The organism is Sorangium sp. So ce1153, assembly GCF_051521595.1.
GTDB lineage: Bacteria > Myxococcota_A > Polyangia > Polyangiales > Polyangiaceae > Sorangium.
The window spans coordinates 9,443,153-9,459,223 of sequence record NZ_CP150361.1; the positions used below are offsets into that span (position 1 = coordinate 9,443,153).

General features: G+C 72.6%; 13 protein-coding genes. 9 read left to right on the top strand and 4 right to left on the bottom strand.

Annotated features, from left to right (window positions below; genetic code table 11):
• Positions 1-63: 63 nt before the first annotated feature.
• From WME85_RS33880 to WME85_RS33895, 4 genes are all read right to left on the bottom strand, one after another.
• Positions 64-528, bottom strand: a complete 465-nt coding sequence (locus WME85_RS33880; protein WP_437827243.1) for a MarR family winged helix-turn-helix transcriptional regulator — start codon at positions 526-528, stop codon at positions 64-66.
• Positions 529-561: 33 nt separating this feature from the next.
• Entirely contained in the window at positions 562-1,503 is a 942-nt protein-coding gene (yddG, locus tag WME85_RS33885; RefSeq protein WP_437827244.1) for an aromatic amino acid exporter YddG, read from the bottom strand.
• 94 nt (positions 1,504-1,597) lie between these two features.
• Positions 1,598-2,401, bottom strand: coding sequence for a helix-turn-helix domain-containing protein (locus WME85_RS33890; RefSeq protein ID WP_437827245.1), 804 nt, complete (start codon positions 2,399-2,401; stop codon positions 1,598-1,600).
• A 68-nt stretch (positions 2,402-2,469) separates the two neighbouring features.
• Entirely contained in the window at positions 2,470-3,324 is an 855-nt protein-coding gene (locus WME85_RS33895; protein ID WP_437827246.1) for a hypothetical protein, read from the bottom strand.
• 609 nt (positions 3,325-3,933) lie between these two features.
• On the opposite strand from WME85_RS33895, the gene WME85_RS33900 reads away from it, so the two are divergent.
• From WME85_RS33900 to WME85_RS33940, 9 genes are all read left to right on the top strand, one after another.
• Positions 3,934-5,388, top strand: coding sequence for a protein kinase domain-containing protein (locus WME85_RS33900; protein ID WP_437827247.1), 1,455 nt, complete (start codon positions 3,934-3,936; stop codon positions 5,386-5,388).
• 65 nt (positions 5,389-5,453) lie between these two features.
• Positions 5,454-6,506, top strand: a complete 1,053-nt coding sequence (locus WME85_RS33905) for a hypothetical protein (protein WP_437827248.1) — start codon at positions 5,454-5,456, stop codon at positions 6,504-6,506.
• Positions 6,507-6,510: 4 nt separating this feature from the next.
• Entirely contained in the window at positions 6,511-7,833 is a 1,323-nt protein-coding gene (locus WME85_RS33910; RefSeq protein ID WP_437827249.1) for a hypothetical protein, read from the top strand.
• 69 nt (positions 7,834-7,902) lie between these two features.
• The gene (locus WME85_RS33915) at positions 7,903-9,369 is read left to right on the top strand and encodes a hypothetical protein (protein WP_437827250.1); all 1,467 of its coding nucleotides are present in this window, start codon (positions 7,903-7,905) and stop codon (positions 9,367-9,369) included.
• A gap of 65 nt (positions 9,370-9,434) precedes the next feature.
• On the top strand, positions 9,435-10,274 hold the full coding sequence (locus WME85_RS33920) for a TIGR02452 family protein (protein ID WP_437827251.1): 840 nt from the start codon (positions 9,435-9,437) through the stop codon (positions 10,272-10,274).
• 168 nt (positions 10,275-10,442) lie between these two features.
• On the top strand, positions 10,443-12,101 hold the full coding sequence (locus WME85_RS33925) for a serine hydrolase domain-containing protein (protein ID WP_437827252.1): 1,659 nt from the start codon (positions 10,443-10,445) through the stop codon (positions 12,099-12,101).
• 431 nt (positions 12,102-12,532) lie between these two features.
• The gene (locus WME85_RS33930) at positions 12,533-13,024 is read left to right on the top strand and encodes a hypothetical protein (protein ID WP_437827253.1); all 492 of its coding nucleotides are present in this window, start codon (positions 12,533-12,535) and stop codon (positions 13,022-13,024) included.
• A 574-nt stretch (positions 13,025-13,598) separates the two neighbouring features.
• Positions 13,599-14,861, top strand: a complete 1,263-nt coding sequence (locus WME85_RS33935) for a glucose-1-phosphate adenylyltransferase (RefSeq protein WP_437827254.1) — start codon at positions 13,599-13,601, stop codon at positions 14,859-14,861.
• A 151-nt stretch (positions 14,862-15,012) separates the two neighbouring features.
• Positions 15,013-16,047: an aspartate-semialdehyde dehydrogenase gene (locus tag WME85_RS33940; RefSeq protein ID WP_437827255.1), complete on the top strand. Its 1,035-nt coding sequence runs from the start codon at positions 15,013-15,015 to the stop codon at positions 16,045-16,047.
• Positions 16,048-16,071: the final 24 nt, after the last annotated feature.

The following is a 16,071-nucleotide window of genomic DNA, read 5'->3' on the forward strand; positions in this document are numbered from 1 at the left end:
GTCATGTACTTGTCAATGCAACCAATTGGGTGTCAGGGAGCGGGGCCGAGGCGGGCGCCGCGCTCAGCCCTCGGGCTCGAGGTTCGCGAGGATGCGCTGGAGCGTGCGCCGGGTCGTGAGGAGATCGTCCTCCGGGATGCCGGCGCGCAGCGCGTCGACGAGGGCCATGGCCTCGCCCGACAGGGCCTTGCGCAGCTGTCGCCCGCGCGCCGTGAGGTAGACGAGCCGGGCCCGCCGGTCCGTCGGGTCATGGCGCCGCTCGACCAGCCCGTCGCGCTCCATGAGCGCCAGGATCCGGCTCATCGTGGGCACGTCCCGGAAGGTGCGCTCGGCGAGGTGCGTCTGCGTGACGCCCTCCTGCTCCCACAGCCGGACGAGCACCATCCATTGCTCGGGCGTGATCTCGACGCCGTGCGCGCGGAAGCGCCGGTACATCGCGGCGCGGGACGCGAGGTACACGCGCGCCACCCAGTAGCTGAGCGCGTTGTCGAGGACGATCCCCCCGTCGGCCGTGAACTGGTCGCGCATGGTGGACCGAACGTACCACGGAGCATTTACTTGTCAATGCAAGTTGTTGGCTCGCGCGCGGCGCGGGGCGTCGTTGGCGCGTCCGCGCGCGCCCGCGCGCGCGGTCGCCACGAGGCCGCCGGCGGCCACGAGGGCGCAGGCCGCGAGCAGCCGGGGGCTCGCCTCGGCGTGGCCGGCGAGGCAGAGGAGCAGCGTCGAGAGGACCGGCGCGCCGTAGGACAGCACGCCGAGCTGCGGCAGGTCGCCGTGCTTCGTCGCGTGGTCCCAGGCGAAGAACGCGATCCCCACGGGGCCGAGCCCGAGCGCGAGCAGGCCGAGCGCTTGACCCGCCGTGGGCAGCACGGTGCGCTCGAGCGCGAGGTGCCCGGCGAGCCCCAGGGCGGCCGTCGCGGCGCACGAGCCGGTGACAGCGTCGGCGGGGACGTCGGCGAAGCGGCGCTGGAGGACCGAGTACGTCGACCAGACGAGCGCGCAGCCGAGCGCGGCCAGGTAGCCGGGCGCGTGCGCGGCGCGGAGGCCGAGGTCGCCCCCGGCGGCGAGGACGGTCCACACGCCCGCGAGCCCGAGCAGCGCCCCGGCCACGTGCCGGCGGCGCAGGCGACCGCCGGGGAGCGCCGCCGAGAGCAGGACGATGAGCAGCGGCCAGAGGTACGAGATGACGCTCACCTGCACGGGCGGCGCCGCGGACAGCGCGTAGAAGTAGAGGGCGTGGTACCCGAACAGGCCGCCGACGCCGAGGAGCCAGCTGCTCGGCGGCTGGCGCAGCGCGCCGAGGCCGCCGCTGCCGCGCCGCGCGATCCGCGAGATGCCGAGGAGCGAGGCGATCGCGAACGTCGACGCGAGCACCTGGAGCGGCGGCAGGCTGCTCACCGAGGTCGAGAGCAGCGCGAAGCTGCCCCAGAGGCCGATGGCCGCGACGCCCGCCAGGGTGGCGGCTCGCCGCGAGGGTCGCGTCGCAGACGTCGTGTCCGACATGGCGCCGAGCATGCTGCGCCGGCCCGCCGCCGTCTTGGCCTGGGCTCCGCCGCCCTGTGCCAGGGCTCCGGGCTTCCCGCGCGACCTGCCGGCGCTACGCGCCTCCGTCCCGCGGCAGCGCGCGCCCGCGCCGCGGCTCGACCGGCCGTCCAGACCGGGCGGCGCGGCGCAGGGCCGCCGGGGTCACGCCGTGGCGGCGCCGCAGGCTGCGGGTCAGGCAGCTCTGATCGGCGTAGCCGCAGCGGAGCGCGATCTCGGCGATCCCGAGGTCGGTGCGGGACAGCAGCTCGGTCGCGCGCGCGAGGCGCAGCGCCGCGATGCGATCCTGCACCGTCGCGCCGAGGACGGTGCGGAACAGGTGGTGGAGGTGGCCGGGGCTCAGCTCCGCGTGCGCCGCCACGTCCGCGACCGTGATCGGCTCGTGCGCGTGCTCGTCGATGAAGCGGAGCGCGCGGCGCAGCTTCTCGGGCGCGCGGCGTGGTCCGCGCTCGCCGCGCTCGGCCAGCGTGAGCACGAGCAGCCCCGCCCACTGCCGGCGCAGCGCGACGGAGCCGACGCCGTCGAGCTCGTCCGCCGCGGCGCGCACCAGGAGCGCGACGGCGGCGTCGAGGGCGATCGGCTCGCCGGCGGCCCGCTCGAACCACGGCGCGGCGCCGAGCTGCTCCGCCGCGGCGTGCGGCACGTCGATGACGAGGAAGCGGTTCCGGTCCGGCGCCGCGAAGGCGTGGCGCGCGTCGCTCGGGACGAGCATGCCCGAGAGCCCCGCCACCCTGAGCTCCCGCCCGTCCATCGAGAGCGAGAGCGCGCCTTCCACGGGCAAGACCAGCTGGTGGTGCGCGTGCCGGTGCGCGACCACCTCGGCCGAGTAACGCTGGATGTTGAGCTCGACCTCGGCCACGGGGCGCCATGCTCTCACGCGCGGCCCTCGCGCGCCACTGACCGCGGCGCGCTGCCGCGGTCAGTGGCTCACCAGCAGGGAGGGCCGTAGAGGGCGGCGGCGCCGCGGGCGTCGTCCTCCGTCAGCTCGAGGTCTCCCCAGTTCGTGCCGTTGCACCACGGGTAGTGCATCACCGAGCCCGCGTCGTAGGGCGTCAGCGCGCGCCAGTTGTCGTCCTCGAAGCACGCGCCCGCCTCGGGCCGCGTGTGCTCGTGCCGGAAGCCGAGCGCGTGGCCGAGCTCGTGCCGCAGGACGCCCGTGAGCGTCCAGAAATCCATCGGCTCGAGGGCGGCGGCGTCGATGAGGAGGTTGCGATCGCGGCGCTTGCTGTCCGGGAAGAACGCGCGCGCGTAGTACGGCTGATCCTTGACCGGGCTCACGTCGAAGACGACCTTCTTGTTGCGCGCGTCGCACGCCTCGTCCTGGTCCGCGAGGTGAACGAAGTCGATGTGCGCCGCCCCCTCCCACGCCGCGGCGGCGCTCTCCATCGCGGAGACCACGGTGCCGTGTTGGGCGCCGAACGCCGCGCTCACGCAATAGCTGAGGTGCAGCTTCTTCCGGTCGCTCCATTTCACGTCCTTGCCGTGGTCCTGGTGGACGATGAGCGCGCCGCGCCGGACGTGGCGCTCGTAGAACCGCTCGAGCCCATCGAGGCCGTCGACGGGAATGTCGCCATCGACGATGTAGATACCCGTCTCTGGCTCCTGATAGGCGCGCGCGACGAACTCCTCGAAGGTCTCCTCCGTGTCGCCGGCGTCCTCGGAGATGTCGTCACCGGCAGGCGCGCCCACGGCGCAGCCGACCGACGCGAGCGACATGACCCCGAGGGAGAGAGAGCCCATGAGGACGAGACGACGAGACGTCGAGAACAGGTGATTCAACATACAGATACCTCTCGTTCGTGCCTTCCCTTCCGGGAGGCGAGTGTGTTCCTTGATGCGATGATCTCTGCCGGGCCGCGCTGCGCGGTCTGCGCGGCCGGCCCGGCCGACTCCATGGCTGGCCCTGACGCGCCTTTCGCCTTTCACAGGTCGTCTGGCTCCTGGCGTCTTGTGATTCGTATTTGGCAAGCGACGTGCCGCCGAGACGACAGCGCGAATCGACCGCGCAATGGCCCCTGTCGCAGCGATGGAGTCCGCACGGCGGGAGCGGAACATTGCGGGTCTGTGCAAGGCGTTGCGTGGAGAGAGAGCGCGCGCGTCGTCGCCGGGGCGCCCACCACGCGCGGCCTTCCGTCTCTGTATGTATCTCGCTCCCGCTGCCTTCTGTATCCCTCCCCGCCTCGCTGCTCGAGGGCGGGCGCAAGCAGCGTCGCGCGTCGCAATCGTGCGCTCGGCCCGGCCGGGCCGCGCGCGGCGCGACGACGGGTCCGGCGCGACGGTGTGCGTTCAAGGGCTTGACGGCCCGGCGCGAACAGAAAATTGTGGCGCCATGCCGGGGAGAGGGACGCGGCCGCGCGCACGGCGCGGGCACGACGCACGAGGCGGCCGCTGATGTCGTTCGCGCTCGCGGAGGGCGCCGTGTTCGCCGGACGCTACCGCCTCGGCCGCGTCATCGGCGTCGGGGGCATGGGCGCCGTGTACGAGGCCGTACACCTCGAGACCAACCGGCGGCGCGCCCTCAAGATCATGCACCCGACGCTCTTCGAGAGCCCCAATCTGCGCGACCGTTTCCAGCGGGAAGCGAAAATTGCAGCGGACATCGAGAGCGAGTTCATCGTCGAGGTCTTCGACGCGGGCATCGACGAGCAGACGCGCATGCCGTTCCTCGTGATGGAGCTGCTGCGCGGCGAGGACCTCGACCATCGCATCGAGCGCCTCGGCAGGCTGTCGGCCCTCGAGGTCGTGACGTACCTCCACCAGGCCGCGCTGGCGCTCGACCGGACCCACAAGGCCGCGATCGTCCACCGCGACCTCAAGCCCGAGAACATCTTCCTCACGCAGCGCGAGGACGGGCAGCCCCGCGTGAAGATCCTGGATTTCGGCATTGCCAAGCTCGTCGCCGAGACCTCGAGCGTGGGGCGCGCGACCCACGGGGTGGGCACGCCGATCTACATGGCGCCCGAGCAGTTCGACGGGGCCGCGCTCAGCGGCGCGACGGACGTGTATGCGCTCGGCATGGTGGCGTACACGCTCCTCGTCGGGGCCTCGTACTGGGTCCAGGAGGAGAAGACCGGCAACCTCCTCGCGATCCTCGCCGCCGCCTCGCGCGGGAAGCCCGAGCCGGCGAGCGCGCGCGCGGCCGCGAGCGGCGTGGCGCTCCCGCCGGCGTTCGACGCGTGGTTCGACAGGGCCACGGCGATGCGGCCCGAGGAGCGGTTCCAGGTCGCCACGCACGCGGTGCGCGCGCTCGCGGAGGCGCTGGAGGTCGCGCCCCCGCCGAGCGCCCCCAGGCCGCCGGACTGGATGGCCGAGCTCGCCGCGCGCCCCACGGTCGCGTCCGTGCCCGCCGGCACGCCGCTCCAGGCGGCGCCGGACCCGCAGGACGAGCCGGACAAGACGCCGGCGCCCCCGGGGACCCTTCACGCCGAAGCGCCCGCGAGCGCGCCGTCGCGGGTGGGGCGGATCGCCGGCATCGCGATCGCGCTCGCGGTCGGCGGGCTCCTCGGCGCGGTCGTCTATGCCACGCAGATCGAGCGCGCGCCGGCGCCCGCGGGGAGCACCCCCGCGGGTACGCCGGCGGCCGCGAGCATCGCGCCGGACGCGGAGCCGAAGGTCACGCCCGGCATCGCGCCGCTCGGCGCTGCCTCCGCCGAGCCATCGGACGTCCCGCCCGAGCCCGCCTCCGCCGCGCCATCAGGCGTCGCGCCTCCCGGCGCTGGCTCGGCCGCGCCCCTGGCTGGCGCCGCCTCCGCCGCGCCCTCGGCAGGCGCCGCCTCCGCGGCGCGGGGCGCGCAGGCGCCCGCGGGCGCCCCGACCGTCAAGAAGAAGAGATGGACGCGCGACTGAGAGAGGCTCGCCGCGCGCGAGGATCCCGAGAGCCCCGACGACGCCACGAACGCCCGAACGCCCCGATGAACACCGCGCGAACCACCCTCTCCGCCGCTTGCCTCTCGAGCGCGCTCGCCGCCGCGGGCGCGGCCTCGGCTGCCCCCTCCGATCCCGCCCAGGCCGCGTTCGATCATGGCGTCTCGCTCATGGAGGCGGGGCGCTTCGAGGAGGGCTGCCCCTCCATCGAGTACAGCCAGCAGATCGACCCGCGGCCCGGCACGCTGTTCACGCTGGCCGAGTGCGAGGCGCTGCGGGGACGGCTCGCGACGGCGATCGCCCGGTTCGACGAGTACCTCGCGCTCTACCCCACCCTGACGCCCGGACAGCAGCGCGCGCAAGGCGATCGCGAGAAGAGCGCGCGCACGCAGCGAGAAGCGCTCGCGCGCCATGTGCCCGGCCTCCGGCTGGAGCTGCCGCCACAGGCGCCGCCGGGCACGTCGGTCGAGCTCGACGGTCGGACCCTCGCCCTCACGGCGATCGGGTCCCGGCTGCCTCTCGATCCGGGGAAGCACCTCATCAGGGCGCAGGCCCCTGGAGGTCCCGTCTTCGAGCGCTCCGTGGCCCTCGACAAGGGAGAGGAAAAGACCGTGACCCTGGAGGTGACGGCGCCGCCACCACCGCCGCCCTCGCCGCCGCCGCCCGGGGACTCGGGTGCAGCGGGCGTGGCGAGCCCCCTCCAGGTCAGCACGCCGCCCGCCCCGACGACGCGCGACGAGGGAGCCGGCGGGCGCCGCCTCGCGACCTACCTCGCGGGTGGGCTGGGCCTCGCGGGGTTCGCGGTGGGCGGCGTCACCGGCGCGCTCGCGATGGAGAGGAAGAGCGTCGTCGACAGGAACTGCGCCGGAACGGCGTGCAATCACGAGGGAAAGACGGCTGCCGACGCGATGAAGGCGCTCGGGCTCGCCAGCACGATCGGCTTCGGAGTCGGCCTCGCCGGGGCCGGCGCCGCCGCAGTGCTGATCTTGACCGAGCCGAGGGCCGCAAACCCGGGCGCGTCCCGCGGGACGTGGATCGCCGCGAGCGTGGCGCCGCTCGACTCGGGCGGCGCTGCGCTCGATGTGCGAGGGGCATGGTGACCTGATGGAAAGAGTGCGCGCACGCTGGGTGATCGCCGCGGGCCTCGCGTTCTCGTCGGCCTGCACGGCCCTCCTCGGAGGGGACCAGGACTACTACGAAGTCATCGGCACCGGAGGCGCAGGCGGCGCGGGCGCCAGCGGAGGTGCAGGCGGCGGGGGCGCAGGCGGCGACGGAGGTGCAGGCGGCGACGGAGGTGCAGGCGGCGGGCCGCCGGAGACGTGCGGCGCGGCGGACGAGTGCCCTCGAGGCGACGTCTGCCAGGTCCCGGTCTGCGACGACGGCATCTGTGGATTCGAGCCGGCCGACGCCGGGACGCCTTGCGGCGGCAGCGGGTCGTGCGACGACGGCGCGTGCGTGTGCCCGTCCGGCGAGGCGTACTGCGAGGAGGCGTGCGTCGACACGGCGGCCGATCCGCTGCACTGCGGCACCTGCGGCCATGACTGCCAGGGAGGCGCCTGCGAGGCGTCGGCGTGCCAGCCGGTCGTGCTCGCGGAGGGGTTCCGGAATCCGGTCGGCATCGCGCTCGACGCGGAGCGCGTCTACTGGACCAACCAGGCCGTCGAGGGCTCGGTGATGGCCGTGTCGAAGCGCGGAGGCGCGCCCGCGGCGCTGGCCACGGGCGTGCACAGCCCGTGGGACATCGCGGTGGCCGGGGACTATGTCTACTGGTCGAGCTACGTGCTCGGTTACCTGAGCCGGTCGCCGATCGACCGGTCCGACCCGGTGGAGCTCACGCAGCAGTCGAAGCCGGTCGCGATCGCGGTGGACGCGACGAACCTCTACTGGGCCGATGCCGTCGGATACACCATCAACAAGATGTCGCTCGCGGGCGGCGCCGAACCGGAGCGGCTCGTCACCGAGCAGAACGAGCCGTTCGACCTCGCGGTGGACGCGACGCACGTCTACTGGACGCTCGACGCGGAGACGGTCTCGAAAGGCATGGTGCTGCGGGCGCCGATCGCCGGAGGCGAGGCGGAGACGCTCGCCGCGGACCAGCGCCAGCCGCGGGGCATCGCCGTCGACGCGACGCACGTCTACTGGGTGAACCAGGACGGCGACGTCCACAAGACCCAGCGCGAGGGCGGTGGGAGGGACATCACGCTCGTCAGGGCGGGGCTGCACGCGCGCAGCATCGCCGTCGACGCGACGCACGTGTACTGGACCGCCCCGAACGACGGCGCGGTGAGGCGCACGCCGCTCGATGGCGGCGTCGCGGAGACGTTCGCCGAAGCGCAGGAGATGCCCTGGGAGATTGCGCTCGACGAGACGAGCGTGTACTGGACGAACAACGTGAATCCAGGCCGCGTGATGAAGCGCGCCAAGTAATCCCCTCACCTCGATCAGGCCATGGACCGTCCCAGCGCACGATTGCCGTGGGCTCATTGGGCCTATGGAGTGACGGTCTTCACGCTGACGCTCCTCGCAGCGGTGCCTTTCTGGCTGACCGACCTCCTGCCGATGATGGATTACCCACCCTTCCTGACGTTCGTCCGAGCGTTCCAGGACCTCGGGGATCCCGCCTCGCCCTTTCACGGCACCTACACGACCGGCTGGCCCATCGCGCCGCTCGTCCTGCCGATCCTCCTCGCGCGGGCGATCGCGGCCGTGAGCTCCATCGAGATCGCGGGCAAGGTCCTCCTCACCGCTTACACCGTCGCCCTGCCCGCCGCCTCGATGCTCCTCCTCCGCGTGCTCCGGCGGGATCGCTGGTGCGTGCTGCTCGTCTTCCCCCTCGTGCACTCGTACTGGGTGAGCGGCGGCTTCTTCGCGTTCGCGACGGCCCCGCCGCTCGTCGTGCTGGGCCTGGCCGTCGCGGTGCGATGGCTCGACCGGCCGTCGCCGCGCCTCGGCGTCGGCCTCGCCGCGATCGCGGTCGCCCTGCTCCTGTGGCACGCGCTCGCGCTGGCCCAGCTCCTCCTCGACGTCACGCTGCTCTGGGCGCTCTGGAGGGCGCCGGGGCCGCGGGAGCGATGGCGGGCGCTGCTCCCGCTCGCGCCATCGCTCGTCCTTTTCGCGGTCTGGGTGGCCAGGTCGGTGCTCACAAGGCCCTCCGGCGCCGCGGTCCCCGGCCCTGTCGCGGCGTGGCCCCCGTTCTTCGAGAACGCAGCGCAGCTCCCCGAGTTCGTCGGGGTGCTCCTCCCGATCTCGGTCGGCTACGTGCTCCTCTTCGCGCTGCTCGTCCTCGCCAGCGCCACCGCCGAGCCCACCGCGCCGCACGCGTCGCCCGGGTCGCCGACCGCCCGGTACCGGGTCCCGAACGCCTTCGCCGTGCTCGCGCTCGCCAGCGTGGCCTGTCACGTGGTCCTGCCCTCGTATTGCCTCGGGGTCGAGGGGATCAACAACCGGCACCCCTGGATGGCGGCGCTGCTCTTCACCTTCGCCTGGAACCTGCCGGCGCGCCCCGCGCCGAGAGCGGGCCTCCTCGCCTCGATGGCGATCGGCGCCGGCGCCCTGCTCCTCCACCTCTGCGGGCGCTTCGCCGACTTCCATCGAGAGACGGTCGGCGCGTCCCGGCTCATCGACAGGCTATCTCACGGCCAAACGCTGCTGGCGCCCCTCGACGCGTGGGGGGCGACGGAGGCGTTCCCCGTCAAGCCGCTCCGCGCGGTCCAGGAGATCGCCACGGTGCGCCACGGCGGCCTGCCGAACAGCTCCTATGCAGGCTATGGGATGAACTTCATTCAGTACGTCGGCGGCAAGAACCCGATGCCAGGGCTCGGCCCGAGCTGGCTCCGCCAACCGGAGCTGACGAGGTTCGATTACGTCCTCCTGCGCTCGCCCTCTCCCGCGCTGCTCGTCCACGAGCGGCTCGAGCTCGTCGCGCGCGACGGGCAGTGGGCGCTCTTCACCGTGCGGCGCTGACGCGGCGCGGGGGGCAGGGCGCGTTTCGCTGGACGAGCGGCCGCGGCTCGCCAATCCTTGAGCGCATGAAGCTGACCAGCGTCGCCGCAGAGACCGTGCAGATCGCGAGTCGAGGCGAGTACACCGCGCCCTCGGGCGCGACCGTTCGCATCCGCGACCGCGTGCTCGCCGCGGTGAAAGGGACCGTGCTCTACCGGCCCGGATCACTCGACGCCTGGGAGCTGAAGGAGCGCCTCGATCGCCCGGCGGTGATCGAGGTCACCGGCGAGACCACGGGGGCGGCGGGGCGGCGGCTCGTCGAGCAGGAGGGCGAGGCCCGCGTCATGGCCCTCAACTTCGCCTCCGCCAAGAACCCCGGGGGCGGGTTCCTGCGCGGGGCCAAGGCCCAGGAGGAGGACCTCGCCAGGTGCTCGGCGCTGTACGCGTCCCTGGTCGAGCAGCGCGATTATTACGACCAGAACCGCGCCTGCGGGAGCTTTCTCTATACCGACCACATCATCTACTCGCCGGACGTGCCGTTCTTCCGCGACGAGCAGCACGCCCTCCTGGAACGGCCGTTCGCGCTGTCGATCATCACAGCGCCGGCGCCGAACGCCGGCGAGGCGTTCGAGCGCGACGACGCCACGGACCAGGAGATCCGGGCCGTCCTGGAGCGCCGCGCGGACATGGTGCTCGCCGCGGCGGGCGCGCACGAGCACCGGTGCCTGGTCCTCGGGGCGTGGGGGTGCGGCGTCTTCCGCAACGATCCGCGCGAGGTCGCCGACGTCTTCGCCCGGTGCCTCGAGCGCCCGCGCTTCCAGGGGGCGTTCTCGCGCGTGGTGTTCGCCGTGTACGACCGGGGCCAAGATCAACCGAATTACCGGGCTTTCCAGGAGCGGTTCGCGAGGACGGACCACACCCTGTAACCCTGTATGTAACGCTGTGTGTAACGCCGTGTGTAACAGACGCGCCCTCTGCTGCGTCGAGGGCACTTTCCCGTGTACCTCCGGTGGGAAATTCGAAAGCGGAAACCTTGCGCCGGCTCCTTTCGAATTGTCGAACCGTGATTGAAGAGCGATACTCATGCTTCCGCATTGAGTACGATTGACAGCAAGCTCGCCGTGCTCTTCGCGACGGCCGTCTTCTCCGCGTCGCTGCCGCTCGTGAGCGGGTGCGCGTCGACCTCGCCCGCGCCGCCGGTCGCGAGGCCCGCGGCTCCGGCGCCGCTCCTCCAGCGCTTCGCCAGCGAGCCCGCGCCGGCGCCGCGCTTCCTCGATCCCGAGCGCGGGCGGAAGCTCCGCGCGGCGACGGCCGAGGTGCAGGGGCTGGCGCAGCGCACCGCGGAGCGGGAGCGGCTGCCCGCCCTCGCGCTCGGCGTCGTCATCGACGAGGATCTCGCGATCCAGAAGGTCACCGGCGTGCGGGACGTCGCGCTGGGCGGAGCGGTCGACGAGCACACGCGCTTCCGCGTCGGCTCCATCACGAAGACGCTGACCGCCGCGGCGATACTGCGGCTCCGCGACGAAGGGCGGCTGTCGATCGACGCCCCGGCGGCGCGCTACCTGCCCGCGCTCGCGGGCGTCGTCTACCCGACGCGCGACTCGCGGCCGATGACGGTGCGCGACCTGCTCACGCACAGCTCGGGCCTGCCCCGGCTCGGCGTGTTCTCCCCGGCGTCGACGGCGCGCGACGTCACCGAGCGCGAGATCCTGGCCACGCTCGACGGCTTCGGGCTCGAGAGCGCGCCGGGCACCGAGACGTCCTACTCGAACCTGGGCTACTCGCTCCTCGGGCTGCTCGTCGGGCGCGCCGCGGGCGTCCCCTACCGGCGCTACGTGAACGACGCGCTGCTCGCGCCGCTCGGCATGCGCGACGCCGCGTGGGACGCCGCGCAGGTGCCGCCTGACGCGCTCGCGACGCCGCACGTGCGCGCGGGCGGCGCGTTGACGCCGATCCAGCCGTGGCGGCTCGGGGCCTCGGAGTCCACGGCGGGCCTCTACGCGAGCCTCTCCGACATGGGCCGCTTCATCGGGTTTCAGCTCGCCGCCTGGCCCGCGCGCGACGCGCCCGAGACAGGCGCCCTGCGGCGCAGCACCGTGCGCGAGTCGCACATGATGGCGCGCAACGGCTCGGCGTTCCCCGCCGCCGGCGGCGACGACGGCCCCGGGCTCGGCTGGCACGTGCGCGAGGACTGCGGCCTCGGCCACGTGGTCTTCCACAACGGCCTGATCGACGGGTTCTCCGCCTCGGTGATGCTCCTCCCGGAGCGCGGCGTCGGCGTCGTCGCGCTCGCGAACGTCGCCGGCGCCGATCTCGAGTCGCTCAACCAGAAGGTGCTCGGCAAGCTCGAGGCGACCGGCGCCATGCTCGCGCGCGTGGTCCCGCCCTCCCCGTCCGTGCGCCGCGCGGCCCAGGCCGTGGCCTCGGTCATCGGTCGCCCCCGGACCGACCTGCTCGATCGCCGGCTCCGCCCCGGCTGGTTCCCCGAGGATCACCTCACGGCGCTGCGGCAGGAGCTGCGCGACGTGGGCGCGCGGGTGGGCGCGTGCTCGCTCGACGGCTCGGCCATGGTGGAGAGCGCGACGTCGGCGCGCTTCGGCCTCCGCTGCCAGCACGGCGCGCTCTCGGTGGCCGTGCGCGTGGACACCTCGCCGGACCCGCTGATCACGTCGCTCAGCGTGGAGGAGCAGACGGGGGCGATCGCCTGGGACGGCGCGCGGGCGAACGCGAGACGACCGGCGCGCTGCCGCTGAGCTCGCCCGCGTCGGCCATCGCGCCACACCTGTGGCAGAGCGCCCCCACACGAGCTGACGGACGAGCTCGCGGGAACGCGGTGAGGAAGAAGCCAGTTTTCTGGCGTTGTCGCACTGTTGGCTCACCTCGTGCATTGGGCCGCCACCGCTCATCAACGGACTTCCGTTCTTCCAGCGAGCTGCCGGAAAGACTGGAGCTCGCACCAACGCTGCCGCCCGTCTCGGGCGGCAGCGAGGAGATCGATCCAATGCGATATCTCGTTCACTCTGTTGCGCTTTCGACCTTGATTGCCCTCGGCGGACTTGGCTGTTCCAGCAACTCGCAGCCTGCGCATAGCCCGCCCGGGGCCAGCGGCTCGCAGGGCACCACGGGAACGCAGGCGCCTTGGGGCTCGGACGCGAGCGGCAGTGGGACCAACACGGGCTCTGGAATGAGCGGCGCGCCGGGGACCGGTAGCACCACGGGTCAGCCCTCGACGGGCGGCATGGGCTCCGGCACGAGCGACATGGGCTCCGGCCAGGGGACTTCCGGGATGGGCACGGGCAGCGGGATGACCGGCACCGGCACCGGGAGCAGCGGGATGACCGGCACCGGCACCGGCACCGGCGCGACCGGCACCGGGAGCAGCGCCACCGGCACGGGCACCGGCGCGACCGGCTCGGGCACCGGCACGACCGGGACGGGCACCGGCGCCACCGGCTCGGGCACCGGCACCGGCGCGACCGGCTCGGGCGCGGGGGTTCCCGGCGGCTTCCGGGGGGATACGAGCAGCGGCCAGCAGTCGCCGGCCACGGGCACGCAGCAGGGTAACCAGCAGAACAAGAAGGGCGGCACGACGGGAGCGGGCACCGGCACCGGCAGCCAGAGCCCGGGCCAGGGCAGCGGCACCACCGGCACCCAGGGCTCCGGGACCACCCGCTGAGCTGGGGAATCCCCCCATTCTGAGCCCTTTTCAGCGGAGAATTTTCACAGGGAGGCGGGGAGGCGGGGAGCGAGAGACGGCAAGAGAAAGAACTTCATTTTTTTCTTCCTCCCCGCCTCCCCGCCTCCCTGTGAAAATTCTCCGGGTTTCAATGTGATCGGTGTTCTAGGAGAAGGCACCACAGAGGCACAGAGGACACAGAGGATTGAGCAAAGAACCTCTGTGCCCTCTGTGCCTTGTGGTGACCTTCTCCCCGTCACCGACGCAGGGACCAGCATCGGGGGAGGCGGTGCCAGCGATCACGGCCGAGCGCTCGCGAGAACGCGGTCGCGCCGCCGGCTCGTCGTGAGCGCCCAGGCCAGCTCCCCGCTCATGGAGCCCGCGGCGGCCCGGAGATCCGCGCCTCCCGCAGCGGCTCACCCGATGCCGCTCCGGCGATCGCGAGCGCCGCCGTGTGCGCCGCCGCGCGCCGCGCGCCGGTATTCGGCTCGACCGGTCGCGATCATCGGCTAGTCTAGTCGCGCCCATCGCTCCGGGCGTCGTACCATCCCCCCCTCACCTCGCGGAGGTCCGCTTGAAGCACAACGACGTGGTGGTCTTGATCCTCGGCGGAGGCGTCGGAAGCCGCCTCTACCCGCTCACCAAGCTGCGCTCGAAGCCAGCCGTACCGACCGGGGGCAAGTACCGCCTGGTCGACATCCCGATCAGCAACTGCCTCAACTCGGGCTTCAATCGCATTCACATCCTCACGCAGTACAACTCGGTCTCTCTCCACAACCACATCACGCAGACGTACCGGTTCGACGTCTTCTCCGCGGGCGCCGTGCAGATCCTCGCCGCCGAGCAGACGCCGAACCACAGCGATTGGTATCAGGGCACCGCCGACGCGGTCCGCAAGCAGCTGGGCGAGGTCAAGTCGCCGGACCCGCGCGACGTCATGATCCTCTCGGGCGACCACCTCTACCGCATGGACTACGAGCCCTTCCTCGCCCACCACCGCGAGACCCGGGCCGACGTCACGCTCGCCGTGCGCCCCGTCCCGACCGCCGAGGTGTCCCGCCTCGGCATCGTGGCCACCGACGACTCCGGCCGGGTGGTGAAGTTCGTCGAGAAGCCGAAGGACATGAAGCTGCTCGACAAGGTGCGGCAAACGACCGACCCGAAGAACCCGTGGCTCGCCTCCATGGGCGTCTACATCTTCCGCGCGAAGGCGCTCTACGAGATGCTCGAGCGCGACAACTCGTCCGACTTCGGCACGCACATCCTGCCGCAGTCGCTCGACACCCACCGGATGGTGACCTACACGTTCGACGGGTACTGGGAGGATATCGGCACGATCCGGAGCTACTACGAGGCGAGCCTCGCCCTCACCGACACCAACCCTCCGTTCTCGTTCTACGACCCGCAGCGGCCGATCTACACCCGCCCGCAGTTCTTCCCCCCGGCCCACGTCACGGCCGGCTCGGTCCTCGATCAGGTGCTCCTCGCGGAGGGGAGCCGGATCATCGAGTCGAAGATCCAGCGGTCGGTCGTGGGGCAGCTCTCGTCGATCGGGCCCCACGTCACCATGTCCAACACGGTCATGATGGGCGCGGACTACGAGTCGCTGTTCAACAGTCAGCCCCCCGAGAGCACGAGGGGGCTCCCCCCGATCGGGATCGGCCGAGGGTGCAAGATCGACGGCGCGATCATCGACAAGAACGCGCGCATCGGCGAAGGGGTCGTGATCCGCAACCTCCCCGACCGGGAGGACACCGACGCGGAGTACTACGCGGCGCGCGAGGGCGTCGTCGTCGTCCCGAAGAACGCCGTCGTTCCCCCGGGCACGGTGATCTGAGCGCGAGCCCCCGTCGCCATCGCCCGCGGCGCCGCCCCGGCGTCCCCGTCCGGGCCGCCGGGACGCCGCGGGCGCGCGCCCTGCGTCGTCGCGGCGGCGCCCGGCACTGGCCCCTCGTCGGCTGGGCCCTGGTCTGGTAAAGAGCCCCCCTATGCGAATCTGCATCCTCGGCGCTACGGGCCTCGTCGGTCGCGAAACCATCACCCTCATCGCGCGGGCGTGGCCCGGCGCAACCCTCGCCCTGTACGCGAGCCGGGACCAGGAGCTCACCCTCGACGGCAAGTCGTACGAGGTGCTCGGCGCGTCGCGCCTCGAGGCGCAGGACGCCCCCCGCGGGGACCTCGCGTTCGTGGCCCTGGATGACGAGCACAGCAAGCGGTACGTCCCGCGGCTCCTCGACCTCGGGTACCGCGTGATCGACAAGAGCAACACGTACCGCACCGACCCGAAGGTGCCGCTCGTCGCCGCCGGCGTGAACTCGAGCATCGTCGACGAGTCGGTCCGCCTCGTGGCCAATCCGAACTGCACGACCATCCCGCTGACCCTCGCGCTCTCGCCCCTGCGCCGGGAGTTCGGGCTGAGCGCGGTCACGGTGAGCACCTACCAGGCGGTCAGCGGCGCCGGCATCGCCGCCCTCGACGCGTTCCTCGCGGACGCGCGCGACGGATACCAGGCCCTCGATCGGCTCGGCCTCCCGTTCAAGCTGGCGGGCTACGCCGGCAACACCGTCCCGCACAACGGCGGCACGGACGAGAGCGGGTTCTCCTCGGAGGAGCGGAAGCTCACCTTCGAGAGCCGCAAGATCCTCGGCATGCCCGAGCTCGGCATCTCCGCGCAGTGCTGCCGCGTCGCCGTCGCCGTGGGCCACTACGAGAACGCGTGGGTCACGTTCGAGCGCCCGGTCGACCTCGAGCGGGTGGCGAGCATCCTGAGCGATCCGGCGCAGTCGCCCTACGTGAAGCACCTCCCCGGCGCCGCGGGCGAGGGCCTGAGCGCCCTCCACTGCGTCCAGGACCGCGACCTCGCGCTCGTCGGGCGCGTCCGCCCCGACGCCCGCGACCGCGACAGGAAGACGGTGTGCCTCACGGTCGTCGGGGACAACCTCCGGCTCGGCGCGGCCACCAACGCGGTCCGCATCGCGACGCGCTGGTTCCAGAGCGCCGATCAGGACCTGCAGGCCCCGTGACCAGCACGCCCCTTCGGACGGGCG